We start from the raw sequence: 17880 nt of genomic DNA on the forward strand, positions 1-17880 counted from the left end.
CGATGACGGTCCACGACCAGAACAAGGCTACTGTTGCCGCGCTGCGATCCGCACTTGCAAGCTGTGATGCCGCGCAGGCGAAGGCCGCCATCATAGAGGGCTTTGCGCCGGACGCCCGTATCCGCCTTGGACATCCGTTTCAGGATGTGGACGGACCGAACGATCTATGGGACCGGGTCTATGCGCAGCTCTTTGCCGCAATGCCGGACCTTGAGCGCCGCGACTTCATTGTCATGGCCGGGCCGCGCTGGGGTGTCGGGCAAACTGGCAACTGGGTTGGCCTCGGCGGCAATTTCGTCGGCACGCTAAGCCATGACTGGCTGGGCATCCCTGCCAGTCACACCCCTGTTTTCATGCGTTACCAGGAATACCTGCGTTTCGACAACGGCAGGATCGTCGAAATGGAGGGTCTTTGGGACATCCCGCAGCTCATGCAACAGGCCGGGGTCTGGCCGATGGCTCCGCAGCGGGGGGTGGAATGGATGTGCCCCGGCCCGGCGGACGGGCAGGGGACCATCGCCACGCCATTTGATGACGCGCAGGCCGATGCTTCGGTGCAATTGGTCTGGAACATGCTGCACGAACTCAAACAAGGAACCGCCGAGACGCCAGAACGGGGGTTGGGTGGGTATTGGCATAACCATGCGCTCTGGTACGGGCCGACTGGCCTTGGATCAGCACGCGGGCACAACAGCATTGCCAATCTCATCTTTCGGCAGTTCCGCGAAGGGCTTTCCGACAACATCCGCCACCTCGACGAAGGAGTGTTTTTCGGGGATCGGAACCTTGTCGCGTTCACCGGATGGCCCTCCGGAACGGCGACGCATTCGGGGGACGGGTTCCTCTCTCTTGCGCCCACCGGCCGCCGCATTGAGCGCCGCTCGCTTGATTTCTGGCGAGTCGAGAACGGGCAGGTCCGCGAGTGCTGGGTGATGGTCGATATGCTCGATCTCTACCGGCAATTGGGCGTGGATATTCTCGGCCGCCTCCATTCCATGCCGATTGAAAGGAAAGTCGCATGAAAGGATCGCGCCCGGAACAGGCCGTGCTCACAAAAGGCACGGACATGACCAAGACCGACGAGACCTGTGCCGTGATCGAAGGCATGGTGGATGGTCTCAACGACCATCGGATCGACGATATCGGCCAGTTCTTTGCCGATGGTTTCCGCTGGATGGGCAACCAGGGCTGCGGGACCAAGACGGGCCTAAAGGAGTTCCAGGAAAACTGGCAGCGCCCGTTCCAGGCCGCGTTCTCCGACAAGACCTGCATCGACGAGGCCCGGCTTTACATGGGCGAATGGGCCGCCGCTTTCGGGCGGCAGGATGCCACCCATTCCGGCACCTTCATGGGCATCGCGCCCACCGGCAAGCGGATCCAAATCCGGTACATGGATTTCTGGAAGGTCGAGAACGGCAAGATAACCGACAACTGGGTGATGGTCGATTTCCCGCATGTGCTGGCCCAGTTGGGCCATGACGTTTTCAACGGCGAGGGCTGGGAAGCCTTCGACCGGGGCGAGAAGACCCCGCCCAGACCCGCAAACTGAGGATTACTGAGATGAGCATCGAACGCATCAAGACATCGAAACCTGAAACCGACCGCGCCGAAGACGACACCAAGGTACGCAGCATCGTCGAAGCCGGCCTGAAAGATATCGAGTGTCGCGGCGACGCCGCAGTTCGCGAGATGAGCCAGAAGTTCGACAATTATGCGCCCGAAAGCTTCCGCCTGACACAAGGTGAGATCGAAGGGCTGATGTCCAGGGTCTCGGCCCGCGACATGGAGGACATCAAGTTCGCGCAGACCCAGGTGATGGATTTCGCCCGGGCGCAGCGGGACGCGATGAAAGATATCGAGGTCGAAACCCTGCCTGGCGTGATCCTCGGGCATAAGAACATCCCCGTGCAGTCGGTGGGGTGCTATGTGCCCGCCGGAAAATTCCCGATGGTCGCCTCGGCGCATATGTCGGTGGCAACGGCCACCGTCGCGGGTGTGCCCCGTATTGTCGCGGCGACCGCGCCCTTCAAGGGTGAACCGAACCCGGCTGTCATTGCCGCCATGCATCTGGGCGGCGCGCATGAGATCTACGCGCTTGGTGGGATCCAGGCCATCGGCGCCATGGCCATCGGAACGGAGTCCGTCGACCCGGTGCATATGCTGGTTGGACCCGGCAACGCCTTTGTCGCCGAGGCCAAGCGCCAGCTTTACGGGCGCGTCGGCATCGACCTGTTCGCCGGACCGACCGAGACCATGGTCATCGCCGATGACACCGTGGATGCTGAGCTTTGCGCCACCGACCTGCTGGGGCAGGCAGAACACGGGTACAATTCGCCCGCCTGCCTGATCACCAACTCGCGCCAACTGGCCGAGGCGACGTTGGCGGAAATAGACCACCTGCTGGACCTCCTCCCGACAGCTGAAACCGCCTCGGCCAGCTGGCGCGACTATGGCGACGTGATCCTGTGCGACACGCACGAAGAGATGCTGCAGGTCGCCAATGACATGGCTTACGAGCATGTGCAGGTCATGACCGACCGCGACGACTGGTATCTGGAGAACATGCACAGCTACGGTGCCTTGTTCCTCGGCCCGCGTACCAACGTCGCGAACGGCGACAAGGTGATCGGCACCAACCACACGCTGCCGACCAAAAAGGCCGGGCGCTATACCGGCGGGCTCTGGGTCGGCAAGTATCTCAAGACACACAGCTACCAGAAGATTGTCACGGACGAGGCGGCGGCGATGATCGGAGAATACGGCTCGCGGCTTTGCATGCTGGAAGGCTTCGTGGGCCACGCCGAGCAGTGCAACATTCGAGTGCGCCGTTACGGGGGCAAGAACGTGGCTTATGGCACGGCGGCCGAGTGACAGACATGCGAGACGACCCGATGGACGTTCACACTAAGAACAAGGCCGCACTCGCGCCGTTGCGCGCGGCGATGGTGGATTTCGATGCGGACGGCGTCCGCACCGCACTGCGTTCGGCCCTCGCGCCGGACGCGATGATCCACATGCCGCACCCATTCGGAGACTTCGAAGGGCCGGACGCCTTCTATGACGCCTGTTACGCGCCGCTCTTTGAGGCCATGCCGGACCTCGAACGCCGCGACTGGATCGTCATGGGTGGGCCGGATGAGCATGGCAGCGACTGGGTCGGCTGCGGCGGACATTACTTCGGGACCTTCGTCGCCCCCTGGCTCGACATCCCACCCACCGGACACCTGACCCATATGCGGTTTCACGAGTTCTACCAGCTCAAGGAGGGCCGGGTCGTCGAAATCCAGACGCTCTGGGATATCCCCGAGGTGATGACGCAGGCGCGCGCCTGGCCGATGGCGCCGAGCCTGGGGCTGGAGTTCTGCATCCCTGGTCCCGCGACTTTGGACGGAATCGTGCCGGGACCGTGGGACGCGGAAAAATCCCGCGCTTCGCAGCAGCACATCATTGATATGCTGACCCATCTCAAGAAGCACCCCAGCCAGGGCGGGCCGGAAGTGATGGAGATGGAGCGCTTTTGGCACGAACGCATGAACTGGTACGGCCCGGCGGGTATCGGCACCGGGCGCGGCATCGCAGGGTTCCGCAACTGGCACCAGATCCCTTTCCTCAACGGGATGCCCGACCGCGGCAAGTACGTGGACGATATCACCTATCACTTCTTCGGCGATGGCGATTATGCCGCTGTCACCGGCTGGCCGAACATGATCCAGACGGTCACCCATGACGGCTGGATGGGGATCGCGCCCTCAGGCAGGAAGATCACGATGCGGTCGCTGGATTTCTGGCGACTGGAGAACGGCAAGATCCGCGAGAACTGGGTCATGGTCGATATTCTGGACGCCTATCGGCAGCTTGGAGTCGACGTCTTTGCCCGGCTACGAGAATTCAACAAGGTGCGCGTGCAAGGCCGCCTGCCGTTCCCGGTTGGAGCCGCCTGATGGAATTGCCGCGCACCCCTTCGTTCCGTTTGGACGGCAAGCGCGCGCTTGTCGCCGGTGCCTCTTCGGGCATCGGGCTGGCCTGTGCGGTGGCTCTGGCAGAGGCCGGCGCAGAGGTGATGTTGGCAGCTCGATCGGCCAGCAAGCTGTCGGCGTTGGCCGACGCGCTGACAGCTTCTGGCCACGCGGCCACGGTGCTTTCGCTCGACGTCTCTGACGTTGCAGCGTCCGAGCGAACCGTGGCCGCGAACGGCCCCTTTGACATTCTGATCAACTCCGCCGGGTTGGCACGTCACTCCCCGGCTTTGGAAACGACGGAGGCCGATTTCGACTCTGTGAGCGACCTTAACGTGAAAGGCGCCTATTTCCTGACTCGTGCCGTCGCCAAGGGGTTAGCGGACGCGGGCAAGCCTGGCTCGCTGATCAATATATCCAGCCAGATGGCAAAGGTCGGCGGGATCGACCGCGCAGTCTATGCCGCCACCAAGCACGCCGTCGAGGGCTTCACCAAGTCGATGGCGATCGAGTGGGGGCCCCTCGGTATCCGCGTCAACACGATCTGCCCCACATTCGTCGTTACGCCACTGACCAAACAGACCTTCGACCGGCCTGAGCGTCGCGCCTGGGTCGAGGAAAAGATCAAGCTTGGTCGTATCGGTGAGGTCGAGGATGTCATGGGTGCGGCGGTCTTCCTTGCGTCCGACGCGGCGGCGCTCATCACCGGCACAGCGCTGATGGTGGACGGCGGATGGACGGCGGATTGATGATGGGTGAGGCATGACCGAAACCAGGATCACATCGCTCGACGTAGCTCGGCTGGCCGGTGTCAGTCAGTCGGCCGTCAGCCGGGTCTTTACCCCCGGCGCCTCGGCCTCGAAGAAGACCGTGGACAAGGTCCGCAAGGCCGCCGAGGAGCTTGGTTACCGGCCCAATTTCCTCGCCCGTGCGATGGTGTCTGGCAAGAGCCGGATCATCGGCCTCGTGGTCGCCTATCTGGAGAATTACTTTTACCCGGAAGCGCTGGAAAAGCTGTCCAACGCTCTGCAACGCGAAGGCTACCACGTACTCGTGTTCATGGCCTCTCAGAAGGCCGGCAATATCGACGACGTGGTCGATGAAATGCTCGACTACCAGGTGGACGGTATCGTTTTTGCCTCGGTGGCGATGTCCTCGGACATTGCGGAGCGTTGCCAGAATGCAGGCGTGCCAGTCGTGCAGTTCAACCGATACGAGGACCGAAAGGGGATTGCCGCGGTCACGTCGGATAACTTCGGTGGTGGGCGGAAGGTGGCCGAGTTCCTGTTGGCTGGTGGGCATGAGAGAATTGGCTACATCGCCGGCTGGGAAGGCGCGTCTACCCAGCGCGACCGCGAGGCAGGCTTCCTTGACGGGCTCAACTCGAAGCGTCGTGCGCTTTTCGCGCGTGGCGTCGGAAGTTACGACGTCGAGCAGGCGCGCACGGCCGCGCGCGCCATGTTCGACGTTTCGGCTGAACGGCGGCCCGATGCGCTTTTCGTCGCCAACGACCACATGGCCTTTCACGTGATGGATGTGATCCGGCACGAGCTGGGATTGAGCATTCCGGGCGACGTATCCGTTGTCGGCTTCGACGATGTGCCGCCAGCGGCCTGGTTATCGTACAACCTGACCACCGTGCGACAGCGCGCAAATTTGATGGTCGAGGAAACTGTCAAGGCGCTGCTTTCTCATATCGAAAACCTCGACATCGCCATGGATCAGAAAACCGCCATAGAGGCACCGCTCATCGTGCGCGGATCTGCCCGCATTCCAGAAGGATGGACCGAGACATGAACGCCCCGCTAAAGGGTTTCGACCCGAAATTCACCGATTTCCCCGATTACATCATCGGGATTACCAAGGAGATTTGGGAAGATCGCGGCATAGCTACCCTGCATGACTATTACGCGCCCAAGATCATCGTGCGCTCACCGGCGTCGGTGGTGGTCGGCAATCAGGGCGTGATCGCAGCGACCATGGCGACGCTGGCCGAATTTCCAGACCGCACTTTGTTTGGGGAAGACGTGATCTGGTCCGGCACGCCCGAGGCTGGCATGCTGTCGTCGCACCGGCTTCATTCCACCGCCACTCACGCCTATCCCGGCGTTTACGGTGCACCCACAGGCAAGCAACTTCACTACCGGATCCTGGCCGACTGCCATGCGATCGGCAACCAGATTGACGACGAATGGTTGATCCGAGACCAAGGTGCCATCGTGCGCCAGTTGGGTTGGGAACCCAAGGAATTCGCCCGCGACCTGATCGCCCGCGAAGGCGGGCCAGAGGTCTGCGTACAGCCCCTGACGCCCGACAATGACATCGATGGTCCCTACGAGGGGATCGGCAACGATAATGAATGGGGTCAGCGCCACGCAGAGATCCTGACTCGGATCATGAACGCGGATTTTACCGTGATCCCGAAAGCGTATGACCGCGGTGCGAACCTGTCCTATCCCGGTGGTCTGGAGACGCTGAGCTTCGACGGGGCCGACCGGTTCTGGATGGGGCTGAGGGCGGCCTTTCCGAACGCAACCTTCAATATCCACCATACCATCGGCCGCGAGGACCCGATGATGCCGCCGCGCTCTGCTCTGCGCTGGAGCATGCATGGCAAGCACGAGGGCTGGGGTGCGTTCGGAACTCCCACGGGCGCAGAGGTCTATGTGCTCGGGATCAGCCACGCAGAATTTGGCGCGGTTGTCGGCCGGGAGCCGAAGCTGCGACGGGAATTCACGCTCTTCGACGAAACGTCGATCTGGAAGCAGATCCTCCTGAAGACGGGTGACGTGTGATGCCCACACCGTCCGAGGTGTTACGTCGGCGTCACGGCTTTCTCGCCAGCCGAAGAGCTCGGCGGCTGAACCTGCGGCCGCCGGGGCAGGGGTCTTTCACCTTCTGACCCCAATTGAAATTCAGGAAAAGATCCATGACACCGCAAGATATCGAAACCCGCATCGTCCGCTACGGCGACCTGCAACCCTGCAAAACCGCTTTCATCGACGCCCATACGCCCGGCAGTGACCAGAAGGAAAACTTCACCATCATTGGTGGCGGCGTCTCCGAGTCGCCGGACCAGCATGTTCACATAGGGCTTCCACACGGCTTCAACATCGGCGCGGCGGGTCAGCCGCCCAAGTGTCGAAACTCGTTGCATGACCACCACACCGCCGAGGCGTTCTTCGTCCTTTCGGGCCGCTGGCGCTTCTTCTGGGGTCGCTGGGGCACTGCCGGTGAGGTCGTGCTGGAAGAAGGCGACATCTTCAACATTCCCACCGGCATTTTCCGTGGATTCGAGAATATCGGGACCGATTACGGGATGATCATGGCGATCCTTGGCGGCGACGATGCCGGCGGCGGCGTGATGTGGGCACCGCAGGTTATCGAGGATGCTGCGGATCACGGTCTTGTGCTGGGCGAAGATGGGAAGCTTTACGACACCAAGCGTCAGCAGCGTCTGCCCGAAGGCGTTAAGCCGATGCCGTTGATGTCCGAAGACGAACTGGCCAAGCGTCCCGAACCGACGACCGCCGAAGTGCTACCCAACCACGTCGCCCGTTACTGGGACATGGTGGCGCTGTCGGACAAGGTCCCGTGCAAAGTGATCGGCGAAACCGGTCTGCTGAAGGATAAACCCGGCTTCGAGGTCGATTTCATCACCCGCGCTTCAGCCTCCGACAGCAAGCATAGCCACGATCGCCCCTCGGTTCTGATGCCGGTCAAGGGCCACTGGCGCGTGGATTGGGACGGAGGGAGCGCAACGCTGGCTCCTGGCGACACGATGTCGGTGCCCGAAGATCTGGCTCATTCCGCCGTGCCTTCGATGAGCGGCGAAGCGGCGCTTTATCACATCGTGGGCACTGGGGACCCGGCGGGGCCCAGCTGGACCGCCAACTGACACAAAACGGGAGAGCCCGCATGACAAAGATACTCGCAACGCATGTGGGCTCTCTGCCGCGCAGTCAGGCGGTGGTGGATTTCCTCTTCGCCCGTGAACGCGGGGAGGACTACGATCAAAACGCCTTCGACGCCTGCATGACCAAAGCCGTGTCCGACACTGTGGGGCAGCAGAAGGAGGCCGGGATAGACATCGTCAGCGATGGCGAGACCTCCAAGATCAGCTATGCCACCTACGTCAAGGACCGCTACACCGGCTTCGACGGGGACAGTCCGCGCAATGCGCCGGCCGACCTGAGGATGTTTCCCAGCTTCCTTGAACGGATCGCCAAAGAGGGCGGGACACCGCAATATGCCCGGCCCATGTGCGTGGGCGAGGTGCGCTCCAAGGGGCAAGCGGAGCTCGAGAAGGACGTCGCCAATCTCAAGGCGGCGATGGTCGCGCATGGCGCGGCGCGCGGGTTCATGAACGCAGCCTCGCCGGGCGTGATTTCCCTGTTCCTTCAGAACGATTTCTATCCCACGCGCGATGCCTACCTCGCGGCGCTGGCCGATGCGATGAAGGCGGAGTATGAAACCATCGTGGCCGCCGGGCTGGACCTGCAACTGGACTGCCCCGACCTTGCCCTATCGCGACACATGCTGTTCAGTGACCTTTCTGATGCCGAGTTCGTCAAGCTGGCCGACGCCCACGTCGAGGCGCTGAACCACGCGCTTGCCGATGTGCCGCAGGAGCGCGTCCGCGTGCATATCTGTTGGGGCAATTACGAAGGCCCGCATTGCTGCGATATCGGCATGGAGAAAGTTTTCGACACGCTGATGCGGACCAAATCGCGCTATGTGCTTTTCGAGACGTCGAACCCGCGCCACGCACATGAATGGACGGTGTTCCGCGACCGCAAGGCCGATATCCCCGACGATAAAGTGCTGGTGCCAGGCGTTTTGGATACGACGACTAATTTCGTCGAACATCCGAAGGTCGTGGCCCAGCGGATCGAGCGGTTCACCGGGATCGTGGGCACGGAGCGGGTGATCGCGGGCAGCGCTTGTGGCTTTGGCACATTCGCAGGCTTTGGTGCCGTTGACCCAGCGATTGCCTATGCCAAGCTCGCAGCGCTGGCCGAAGGGGCGGCGCTGGTCCAATGACGCCGCTGGTCTTTCTGCCCGGCATGATGTGCGACGCGCGTCTGTTCGGCCCGCAGACCGCACATTTCTCAGGCCGCCGCGCCGTGCATCACGCGCCGATCGCGGGCGCAGACAGCATGCAGGCGCTGGCGGCCGAAGTGCTGGCGTGGGCACCAGAACGTTTCGCGCTGGCGGGTTTGTCGATGGGCGGCATTGTCGCGATGGAGGTGCTCCGGCAAGCTCCTGACCGTATCGAGCGTCTGGCACTTCTGGACACAAACCCCCTGGCTGAGGCCGATAGCGTAAAGGCCCGGCGTGGCCCGCAGATGGACAAGGCCCGCGCGGGCCGCATGGCCGAGGTCATGCGCGACGAGATGAAGCCCAATTACCTCGCGGACGGCCCTGACAAACAGGGCTTGCTGGATCTGTGCATGGAGATGGCGCTGGACTTTGGGGCAGAGGTCTTCATTCGCCAATCCATCGCTCTTCGCGACCGCCCGGATCAGACCGAGACCCTGAAGGCGTTCGACGGCCCGGCACTTGTGCTTTGTGGGCGGCACGACGCGCTCTGTCCTGTGGCGCGACATGAGTTGATGGCCGGTCTCCTGCCCAACGCGTTGCTCGAAATCGTCGAGGGAGCGGGTCATTTGCCGACCTTGGAAAAACCGAACGAGACAAATATGGCGCTTGCCCGCTGGCTGGAGGCATAATGACACCTGATCTACTGGACCTATTGCGAAAGGTTGACACACCGACGGTCTGCAACGCGATTGAAGTCGTCGAAGGCAAACGCGGATTTGACCGTTTCACCCGCGGTACCGTGCTTAGTAGCGATCCGGGCTCATGCGCGATCGTGGGTTTCGCCCGAACTGCCAAGATCGCGGCGGCCACTCCGCCATCCGAAGAGCCCGAGGTGATCCGTGCCCGTCGCATGGAATACTATCGCCATATGGCAAGCGGCCCACGGCCTGCACTGGCGGTTATCGAGGATCTCGACGGCCCGGACGCCGTGGGTGCTTTCTGGGGCGAGATCAATACCTCGATTCACAAAGGCTTTGGCCTATCCGGCGCGCTTACGAGCGGTGTGATGCGTGACCTCGGTGATCTGCCGGACGGATTTCCGGTAATCGCAGGATCGGTCGGTCCCAGCCACGCCTTTGTCCATGTGAGAGAGGTCGGAACGCCGGTCACGGTGTTCGGCCTGACGATAGCCGATGGTGAACTTGTCCATGCTGACCGACACGGGGCGGTCGTGATCCCTGGTCCCTACGTTGCCGAACTGGCATCGGCAATCACCAAGCTGCAAGACACCGAGTCCATCGTACTCGATGCGGCCCGGTCCCCGGATTTCGATCTTGAAGCCTTCACCGTTGCTTGGAAGGCCTTCGAACGCGCCAGAACATAAGCTTTCATGCGGGATCACACCGCGTTCATGGCAGGGTTCAGATGCGATCACCGGCGCCCTGTCATTCCGCCCTCAATCGCGTCGTCAGCATTCCTCCAGGGGGGGCAGAGCGCGTTCGCGTAACTGCGTCAGTATGCATGCGCAGGTGCGCATTTCGGCAAACACGACAACGTCGCGTTCATTCCCCCGATCAGCAGCGCCGTGATCCGGCATTAGCCGTAGGTGGGACGCTTCGCGACCAGCCGGTCGATCAACGGCAGGACCGCAGCGTCCTGAGCCTTGCGGTAGCGCCGCCACGGCTTAGTGCTCCCGTTCAACCGGGCATGCAGGTTCGAACGGGAGACGTCGAGGGTCTCGGCCACGACCTTCATCGGGAAGGCGACTGCGTTGGCTGTCACTGAAAACTGACCCGGCATTGTCACCGAGATCTGACCCGCCCGTCGTTATGTTTGCTTGTTCATGATGGGGGCAATGCTGCCGTCTCCTTCCGCTTCTTTTTCGCGGCTCGGAACTGGCCTTGAAGCGGTAGCTGTCGTTGCCGGTCTCCAGGATATGGCAGCGATGGGTGAGGCGATCGAGCAGCGCAGTCGTCATCTTGGCATCGCCGAAGACGCTGGCCCACTCGCTGAAGCTCAGTTGGTTGTGATGATGACGCTGGTGCGCTCATAGAGCTTGCTGAGAAGATGGAAAAGCAACCCGCCGCCCGAGGCGCTGAACGGCAGGTATCGGGCACGGGCCAGTCCTGCCATTGCATCACGCCTCACCCACCTATTTTGTTGTGCATTACTTGTACCTTCCTAATGTTCTCTTCCTGTCGATGGCTGGTTTTTCGGAAGCGTCGGCCGCCACCGTCAGGCGGGTTGCCCTGCTGCGACTTGGTCGAGGATTTGGCCATACGCGTCCTCACCTTGCGCGCCGACCACGATATGCTGGCGCTGGAAGACCATGGCAGGCACGCCAGTAATGCCGCGCGATGTCCAGAAGTGCTCCTTTTCCCTGACCCGGTCCTCGCGGTCCCCGTGTTCCAGCACGGTGAAAGCCTCCTCGCGGTCGAGCCCAGCAGAAGCGGCCACGTCAGCGAGGACTTCAATGTCAGAAATGTTGCGCCGTTCGGAAAAGAACGCGGCGAACAAGGCCATGTTCATGTCATGCCCTTTGCGCTTTTCGTTGGCCCAGTCGATCAGCTGGTGGGCGCGGAAGGTATTCCACATACGCATGTCGTCTGCGTAATCGAAGGTAAAGCCAAGCGACGCCCCCAGCGTTGTCAGCCGATCCCGTGCCCTGCGGGAGTCCTCGGGCGTCGTGCCATATTTGGCGGCCAGATGCTCGCGCAGGTTCTCGCCGTCTTCGGCCATTCCCGGGTTCAGCTCGAACGGGTGCCACACCACATCGAGCGCGATCCGCCTCGCCGCAGCTGCCGCGGCCAGCTGGTGATAACCGATCACACACCAGGGGCAGACCACGTCCGAGACGATATCGACACGAATTTGCATCTTGCTACTCCTTGAAGCGGGCGGCATTGGCCGAGGCTGCCGCCTCGACATCGCCTTGGCCAAAAGCCGAAGGGCGCGGTTCGGGCAGTTGCAGCGCTGCTTGCGTTTTCGGCCGTGAATCCAGACGGTCGAACCAGGCTTGCAGGTTTGGCAGCCCCTCGACATCCACGGTCGCCCAGAAATGGCTGCGGGCCCAGGGGTATGTCGCCATGTCGGCGATGGACATGTCACCGCCCACGAGCCAGTCACGACCCTCAAGGCGCCGTTCGAGCACCTCCATCAGGCGGCGGCTTTCCTTGACGTAGCGGTCGATGGCATAGGGCACCTCGTCGCCATTGGGCTTGGCGATGCGTTGGAAGAACATCGCCTGACCCATCATCGGCCCGACATGGCCCACCTGAAAGAACAGCCATTGCAGGGTTTCGGACCGCTCGACCGGGTCTCTGGACAGGAAGCGGCCGTATTTCTCGGCGAGGTGCCACAGGATGGCACCGGACTCGAAGATCGCGCGGTCCTCAGCCCGGTCGAAGATCGTCGGGATCTTGCCGTTGGGATTCAGCTTCAGATAGTCCGGCGCATGCTGCTCCTTTTTCGAGAAGTCGATGCCGACCAGATCATAATCGACCTCGGCCTCGTGCAGGAAGATCAGCGGTTTCCAGCCGTTCATCGTATTCGCGGTGTAGAGAACAATATCAGGCCGCGACATGGTCTGCCTCCGCGAACACGCTGTCGAGATGGGCGTCGAAGCGCCGAAGGTCGGCCTCGACCTGCGGGTCTTTCATCACGTCGAACGCGCCGAAACTGGGCAGCGGCTTCATGTCGAAGAACTTGGCGTTCAGGTGAACCGGCCGCAGAAGATCGTCCATCGACATGCCTTCGAAAAACGGCTCGGCGGGATCATCGAAGGCTTCGCTCGGGGCGTTAAAAGTGGCCGAGATCATATAGCGCGTGCCCGTCAGCGTACCGCCCATGCCGTAATTCGACTTGGGCGTCTCGGACGTGCGGCCATCCCCGGCGCAAAGACGACCGTCCATGCCCGCTGTGTAGACCTCGTCCATGTATTTCTTGAAGGACCACGGCACGCCCATCCAGTTCACGGGAAACTGCATGATCACCGTATCGGCCCATCGGTGGTTTTCGACCTCGGCCTCGACGTCAAAGCCTTCGGCGACGGTGGTCAGGCGCACATCATGCCCCTGCGCGGTCAGACGGTCCCGCGCGCGGTCGGCCAGCGTGGCATTCAGGCGACCGGGGGCAAACTCGTATGGCTGTGCGCCGTTCAGGATGAGGATCTTTGACATCGGTATTCTCCATTTCGAGGCGCCGCTTGACTTGCGGCTGTGTCGGACAGAGATTGGGAGTCGAGAGAACTAAAAGCAACCAGTATACTTTTGGTAACCTGCCTTGAACCACCGGAGGCAAGATGGACGCACGCGTCGAAGAGGATGAGAAAGGCCGCAGGCATGTCCACGATGCCTGCATCGAACCCTGCGCCATCGAACGCGGCATGCGGATCATCGGCGGCAAATGGACCGGCTCCATCCTATGGCATCTGAAGGACGGGCCGGTGCGCTTCAACGACCTTGCCCGGATGATCGGCGGCGCCTCGAAGAAGATGATCACCGAACGCCTGCGGCAACTGGAAGCGCAAGGACTCGTCCGGCGCGAGGTGCTCGATACCGCACCGGTGTCGGTGCATTACGAAATCACGGAATTGGGCATGTCGGCCTTGGGCTTTCTCGATGAGCTCCGGAAATGGAGCGAAGGCCTTCCCAGGGAGCTGACCTCCGATGGCCAGTGACCTTCCACGGCTCAAACCCGTCCCGCTGCCAGCGATCCACCCGGTTCCGGAATACGAGGCCACGGGCGCTTTGGCGGATGTCTACTCGCGCACCAAACGTGGCCTTGGGGTGCCATGGATGGGCGTCGTCGCCATGGCCTTCGCGCACTATCCGAAATTCTACAACTGCCTCTGGACGGCGCTCGAACCCGTAGTCGGGACCGAGGGCTTCGCCTCGTCTTGCCGGTCCCTGCGAGACGCCGCCGAGACACAAGCCGAAAGGCTGGCGCCGCTGGGTATCCGGACACGGCTCGAAAACATGGGCTACGGGAACCGCGAGATCGACGAGATCCGGGCCTGCAATGAGGTATTCTCGGATGGCAACATGCCATATCTGCTAATGGCCACGCTCGCCCGGCTGCTGCTTGAGGGCCATGCGTGGCAAGGACAAGCCTCCACCGCTGCCCTGCAGACGTCGGCCGACGCCGGTCCGAAGCCCGCCCTGATGGAAGCGCATCACGCGGATCCGACGATGGCATCGATGTATGAGGACATCCGCGTGACGCTGGGGTTGCCCTTCGTCAATACCGACTACCGTGCCTTTGCCCGCTGGCCGAGCTATTTTGCCCCCGCCTGGGCAGACCTGAAAGGTGCATTGACTGGGCCCGGCTATGCCGATGCGGTCGAGCACGTCCACCGGGTCGCTATCGACTTGGCCATTGCCTTGCCCAACCCCACGGGGCTGACGTCCGAAGGCCTCCGAGACGCGGCAAAAGCGGATGCGGAATTGGACGACGTTCTATCCGTCGTCCGGTTGTTTCAGTGGCTCTTGCCGGGATTGACCCTGAACGTTGCTTTTCTCAGGGCGCAGCTCGTAGTGCCCCGATAAGTGGAACCCGTCAACGCGGCCCAGACAACGCAAGCTCACGGTAAGCTGCCGTTCGCGGCACCGTGGACGAATGGCAGGACTGGGCCGGTAGCCGCCAAGGGCACAAAGGGCAGCAAGCTCGAAGGGCAATCAATCGTGCAGCCCAAGAGATCAGCGATGAATTCGCAATTCAGGTCCGAGGCATACCCTTCGGTCGCATCAGCCGTTTCTGCGCGGCGATACGGAAGGGCGCATTCGGTCCGCCGTAGCCGGCATAGCCGCCGCGGCGCTGAACGATCTCGAAGAAGAACCCTTCGCGGAACGGGCGGGAATAGAGCTGGAAGAAGGCACCACGTTCGGTTTCGTCGTAGAGAATGTTGGTTTGGCGCAACCGGTCCAGAAGTTCGGGCGGCAGGTCGAAGCGCGCGGCGAGATCCTCGTAGTAATTCGCGGGGATTGGCAGGGGGTCGAAGCCGCATTCCGCAAGTCTTGCGGCGGTCGCGAAGATGTCTTCGGTGGCCAGAGCGATATGCTGCACCGCCGCAGTCAGGCTGTCGGCGAGGAAGGTTCCGGCCAGCGTGCGATATGTCTCCGCGCCGTTCAGAGTCACGCGGATCGCGCCGTCAGGTGCGGCCAGTGCTTGTGATCGCACCAGACCGTCAGGGTCGATAACGTCGACCATGGGTGCCTTTTCCATTTCCAGAAGCGTCGTCCAGAACAGCGACCACGACAGCATTTCGTCATAGCTCATCGTCTGCGCCAAGTGGTCGATCTCGATCAGGCCTGCGCCCTTCGACGGAGACTCCACCGCCTCGAACTCCACGTCCCACACAAGATCCAGCCCGGATTGGTCGTCGAGAAAATGCAGCACAGACCCGCGAAGCCCGCTGATGGCAGGAATGTCCAGCTGCCCGGGCCCAAGCGGCTGGCGGAACGGCGTGGACCCCAAGGCGGTGGCACGGTCCACCGTGGCCCGCGCGTCGTCCACGGTGAGGCCGAGGTCGCAGATGCACGTGCCGCGGGCAGTCCATGCAGTTGCCGCGTGACCCTCCGTCTCCGCGTTCAGGACGATGCGGATTTCGCCCTGCTGCCACAACGCGATGTCCTTGGTGACATGCCGCCCTGTATGGGTGAAGCCCAGCGTCGCAAGCAGCGCCTCCAATTGCGCGCGTTCTGTGCCGCGCGATGCGAACTCAACGAAGGACACACCGCGAACCCGACCTCGCGGCGGAAATACGGGAAGCTCCACACATAAGTCCGGCTCGGCGCGGCGCACGTCGTCCATGAGCGCAACGAGGCTGCGGTACCCGTCGCGGGCGATGGTCTCGGGGCTTCCGCCGCGGAACTGATCGTTGAAGATCTCGAGGCTCACAGGGCCGGCATAGCCTGTGGCCGTCACCGCGCGCATGAAGCGGGTGATGGCCAGATCGCCTTCGCCCGGCATGTTGCGGAAATGGCGTGACCAGTAGAGCAGGTCCATCTCGATCGCCGGCGCGTCTGCGAGTTGAACAAAAAAGATCCGGTCGCCCGGGATGCGGCGGATGCTGTCCGGGTCGATCCGCCGTGCAAGGGTGTGAAAGCTGTCGAGGATCAGGCCGACCGATGGATGGTCGGCGCGGCGCACCACCTCCCAGGCATCGCGGTGATCATTTACATGTCGGCCCCAGGCCAGCGCCTCGTATCCCACGCGCAGGCCCCGCGCGGCGGCCCGTTCGCCAAGCTCGGCGAAATCGTCCGCAGCGCGGTCGATGCCACCGAGAGCTTCGGGATGGACCGAGGAACAGACCAGCACGAGGTCGGTGCCCAGTTCCTGCATCAGGTCGAATTTGCGCTCGGCCCGGTCGAAGGCCTTGCGTCGCAGGTCGCCCGGCAGACCCTCGAAGTCGCGAAACGGCTGGAAGATCGGGATCGTGAGCCCGCGCTCGCGGATCATTCGCGAGACCTCGCGGGGCGGGCCGTCATGCGCGATGAAATCCTGCTCAAAGATCTCTATCCCGTCGAAGCCCGCGCGTGCGATGGCGTCGAGCTTTTCCGGCAGGCTGCCGGAGATCGAGACGGTTGCTATGGAGGTCTTCATCGGATCAATACCCCAATGCGCGCGGCAAGGCCGTCACCAATCCCGGCACGAAGGTCAGGATCAGCAGGACCAATACCTGGACGACGAAGAAAGGCAGGATCGCCCGCACCATGCGCGTCATCCCGACCTTGGCGATATCCTCGGCCACGAATAGGCACAGGCCAAGCGGCGGCGTGATCAGGCCGATCATCAGGTTGAAGATCACGAGGATGCCGAAATGCACCGGGTCGACGCCGAGACTGACCGCGATCGGATGCAGAATCGGCACGAGGACCAGCATCGCGGCGATGCCTTCGAGGAACAGCCCCACGAAAAGGAACAGCACGATGACGGTCAGCAGGAACATCGTCTTGCTGTCAACATTGCCCAGCACCCAGTCGGTCAGCATGTTGGGGATTCGGTTATAGGTCAGCAGCCAGTTCGCGGCGGCGACGGCGGCGATGATAACCAGGATTACCGCACTGTCCCGCATTGCACCTGTGAACAGCGCTGGCAGCGTGCGCAGGCTGAGGCTGCGATAGACGAAGGCACCAAGGATAAGCGCATAGGCGACGGCGAAGCTTGCCGCCTCGGTCGGGGTCACAACACCGAGGAGTATCGAGCCCACGACGAAGACAGGCATCAGGAGCGGCAGGATGCCGCCAAGGATCGCTGAGCGAGGGGATCCGGCGGTTAGCGCCGGATCAGGCGTGATGTCGGAGTCTTTCACCGTCAGCGCGACATAGGCTGACAAGAAGAGTGCCAGCAGAAGCCCCGGCACGATGCCCGCGAGAAACAGTGCCGGCACCGACACGCCCGACACGATCAGCGCGTAGATGATGACCGGGATGGAGGGTGGGATGATCGGCCCGATAACCGAGCTGGCCGCGGTCAGCGCGGCGGCGAAAGACCGGTCGTAGCCGTGCTTCTCCATCTCGGGGATGAAAACGCGCCCGAGCGCGGAGGTATCAGCAACGGCTGAGCCCGAAAGCCCGGCGAAGATCACCGAAGCCCAGATGTTTACCTGCGCGAGCCCGGCGCGGAAGCCGCCCACCAGCACGTTGGCAAACGCGATGATCCGCTGTGTGATACCCGAAGCGTTCATCAGCTCGCCCGCCAGAATGAACAGCGGGATCGCGAGCAGCGGGTAGGAATTGAGGCCCTTGAACATCTCGGTCGCAACGATCCGGATGTGGTAGGGTGCCTCGCCGGTGGCCATGAAGACCGATAGTGCGGCGAGGATTGCGAAGGCGATGGGCAGTCCCGCGACGAGCCCCGCGATGAGGATGAGCCAGACCAT

At 62.3% G+C, this 17880-nt stretch carries 18 protein-coding genes and 2 pseudogenes; 13 read left to right on the forward strand and 7 right to left on the reverse strand.

Going from position 1 to position 17880, the window contains the following annotated elements:
• Window positions 1–2: 2 nt before the first annotated feature.
• The 11 genes from FIV09_RS00075 (at window position 3) to FIV09_RS00125 (ending at window position 10383) form a co-directional block, all read left to right on the forward strand.
• On the forward strand, window positions 3–1022 hold the full coding sequence (locus tag FIV09_RS00075) for an ester cyclase (protein ID WP_152448073.1): 1020 nt from the start codon (window positions 3–5) through the stop codon (window positions 1020–1022).
• Window positions 1019–1549 (forward strand): ester cyclase, encoded by a 531-nt coding sequence (locus FIV09_RS00080; RefSeq protein WP_152448074.1) that lies wholly within the window; start codon window positions 1019–1021, stop codon window positions 1547–1549. The genes FIV09_RS00075 and FIV09_RS00080 overlap by 4 nt, the downstream gene beginning before the upstream one ends.
• Before the next feature lie 11 nt (window positions 1550–1560).
• Window positions 1561–2871 (forward strand): histidinol dehydrogenase, encoded by a 1311-nt coding sequence (gene hisD / locus FIV09_RS00085; protein ID WP_152448075.1) that lies wholly within the window; start codon window positions 1561–1563, stop codon window positions 2869–2871.
• A gap of 20 nt (window positions 2872–2891) precedes the next feature.
• Window positions 2892–3941 carry an ester cyclase gene (locus tag FIV09_RS00090; protein ID WP_254702445.1) on the forward strand — a complete coding sequence of 350 codons (1050 nt, stop codon included), beginning with the start codon at window positions 2892–2894 and terminating at the stop codon, window positions 3939–3941.
• Window positions 3941–4705 (forward strand): SDR family NAD(P)-dependent oxidoreductase, encoded by a 765-nt coding sequence (locus FIV09_RS00095; protein ID WP_152448076.1) that lies wholly within the window; start codon window positions 3941–3943, stop codon window positions 4703–4705. Before FIV09_RS00090 ends, FIV09_RS00095 begins: the two co-directional genes overlap by 1 nt.
• A 13-nt stretch (window positions 4706–4718) precedes the next feature.
• On the forward strand, window positions 4719–5753 hold the full coding sequence (locus FIV09_RS00100; protein WP_152448077.1) for a LacI family DNA-binding transcriptional regulator: 1035 nt from the start codon (window positions 4719–4721) through the stop codon (window positions 5751–5753).
• Window positions 5750–6751, forward strand: coding sequence for an ester cyclase (locus FIV09_RS00105; RefSeq protein ID WP_152448078.1), 1002 nt, complete (start codon window positions 5750–5752; stop codon window positions 6749–6751). Before FIV09_RS00100 ends, FIV09_RS00105 begins: the two co-directional genes overlap by 4 nt.
• A 134-nt stretch (window positions 6752–6885) precedes the next feature.
• Window positions 6886–7854 (forward strand): cupin domain-containing protein, encoded by a 969-nt coding sequence (locus FIV09_RS00110; protein WP_152448079.1) that lies wholly within the window; start codon window positions 6886–6888, stop codon window positions 7852–7854.
• Between the two features lie 20 nt (window positions 7855–7874).
• Complete coding sequence (locus FIV09_RS00115) at window positions 7875–8999, forward strand: cobalamin-independent methionine synthase II family protein (RefSeq protein ID WP_152448080.1); 1125 nt, start codon at window positions 7875–7877, stop codon at window positions 8997–8999.
• The gene (locus tag FIV09_RS00120) at window positions 8996–9688 is read left to right on the forward strand and encodes an alpha/beta fold hydrolase (RefSeq protein ID WP_152448081.1); all 693 of its coding nucleotides are present in this window, start codon (window positions 8996–8998) and stop codon (window positions 9686–9688) included. Before FIV09_RS00115 ends, FIV09_RS00120 begins: the two co-directional genes overlap by 4 nt.
• Window positions 9688–10383: an RraA family protein gene (locus FIV09_RS00125; RefSeq protein ID WP_152448082.1), complete on the forward strand. Its 696-nt coding sequence runs from the start codon at window positions 9688–9690 to the stop codon at window positions 10381–10383. Before FIV09_RS00120 ends, FIV09_RS00125 begins: the two co-directional genes overlap by 1 nt.
• Window positions 10384–10598: 215 nt before the next feature.
• Here FIV09_RS00125 and FIV09_RS00130 read toward each other — a convergent pair.
• From FIV09_RS00130 to FIV09_RS00150, 5 genes and pseudogenes are all read right to left on the reverse strand, one after another.
• Window positions 10599–10775 (reverse strand): annotated as a pseudogene (locus FIV09_RS00130) (IS3 family transposase); the annotation flags it as partial.
• Between the two features lie 88 nt (window positions 10776–10863).
• Window positions 10864–11108: pseudogene (locus FIV09_RS00135) on the reverse strand (ATP-binding protein); the annotation flags it as partial.
• A 126-nt stretch (window positions 11109–11234) separates the two neighbouring features.
• Window positions 11235–11876, reverse strand: coding sequence for a DsbA family oxidoreductase (locus FIV09_RS00140; protein ID WP_152448083.1), 642 nt, complete (start codon window positions 11874–11876; stop codon window positions 11235–11237).
• Between the two features lie 4 nt (window positions 11877–11880).
• Window positions 11881–12582, reverse strand: coding sequence for a glutathione S-transferase family protein (locus FIV09_RS00145; RefSeq protein WP_152448084.1), 702 nt, complete (start codon window positions 12580–12582; stop codon window positions 11881–11883).
• The gene (locus tag FIV09_RS00150) at window positions 12569–13177 is read right to left on the reverse strand and encodes an NAD(P)H-dependent oxidoreductase (protein WP_152448085.1); all 609 of its coding nucleotides are present in this window, start codon (window positions 13175–13177) and stop codon (window positions 12569–12571) included. Before FIV09_RS00150 ends, FIV09_RS00145 begins: the two co-directional genes overlap by 14 nt.
• 122 nt (window positions 13178–13299) lie before the next feature.
• Between FIV09_RS00150 and FIV09_RS00155 the strand changes: the two genes are divergently transcribed.
• Window positions 13300–13677 (forward strand): helix-turn-helix domain-containing protein, encoded by a 378-nt coding sequence (locus tag FIV09_RS00155; protein ID WP_152448086.1) that lies wholly within the window; start codon window positions 13300–13302, stop codon window positions 13675–13677.
• Window positions 13667–14545, forward strand: coding sequence for a halocarboxylic acid dehydrogenase DehI family protein (locus FIV09_RS00160; RefSeq protein WP_152448087.1), 879 nt, complete (start codon window positions 13667–13669; stop codon window positions 14543–14545). The genes FIV09_RS00155 and FIV09_RS00160 overlap by 11 nt, the downstream gene beginning before the upstream one ends.
• Before the next feature lie 169 nt (window positions 14546–14714).
• Here the strand turns inward: FIV09_RS00160 and FIV09_RS00165 are convergent, their stop codons facing one another.
• Both FIV09_RS00165 and FIV09_RS00170 read right to left on the reverse strand, forming a co-directional pair.
• Window positions 14715–16601: a bifunctional sugar phosphate isomerase/epimerase/4-hydroxyphenylpyruvate dioxygenase family protein gene (locus tag FIV09_RS00165; protein ID WP_152448088.1), complete on the reverse strand. Its 1887-nt coding sequence runs from the start codon at window positions 16599–16601 to the stop codon at window positions 14715–14717.
• A 4-nt stretch (window positions 16602–16605) separates the two neighbouring features.
• On the reverse strand, window positions 16606–17880 hold the full coding sequence (locus FIV09_RS00170) for a TRAP transporter large permease (RefSeq protein ID WP_152448089.1): 1275 nt from the start codon (window positions 17878–17880) through the stop codon (window positions 16606–16608).

The sequence above is a fragment of the Roseivivax sp. THAF197b genome (assembly GCF_009363255.1).
In the GTDB taxonomy this organism is placed as follows: domain Bacteria; phylum Pseudomonadota; class Alphaproteobacteria; order Rhodobacterales; family Rhodobacteraceae; genus Roseivivax.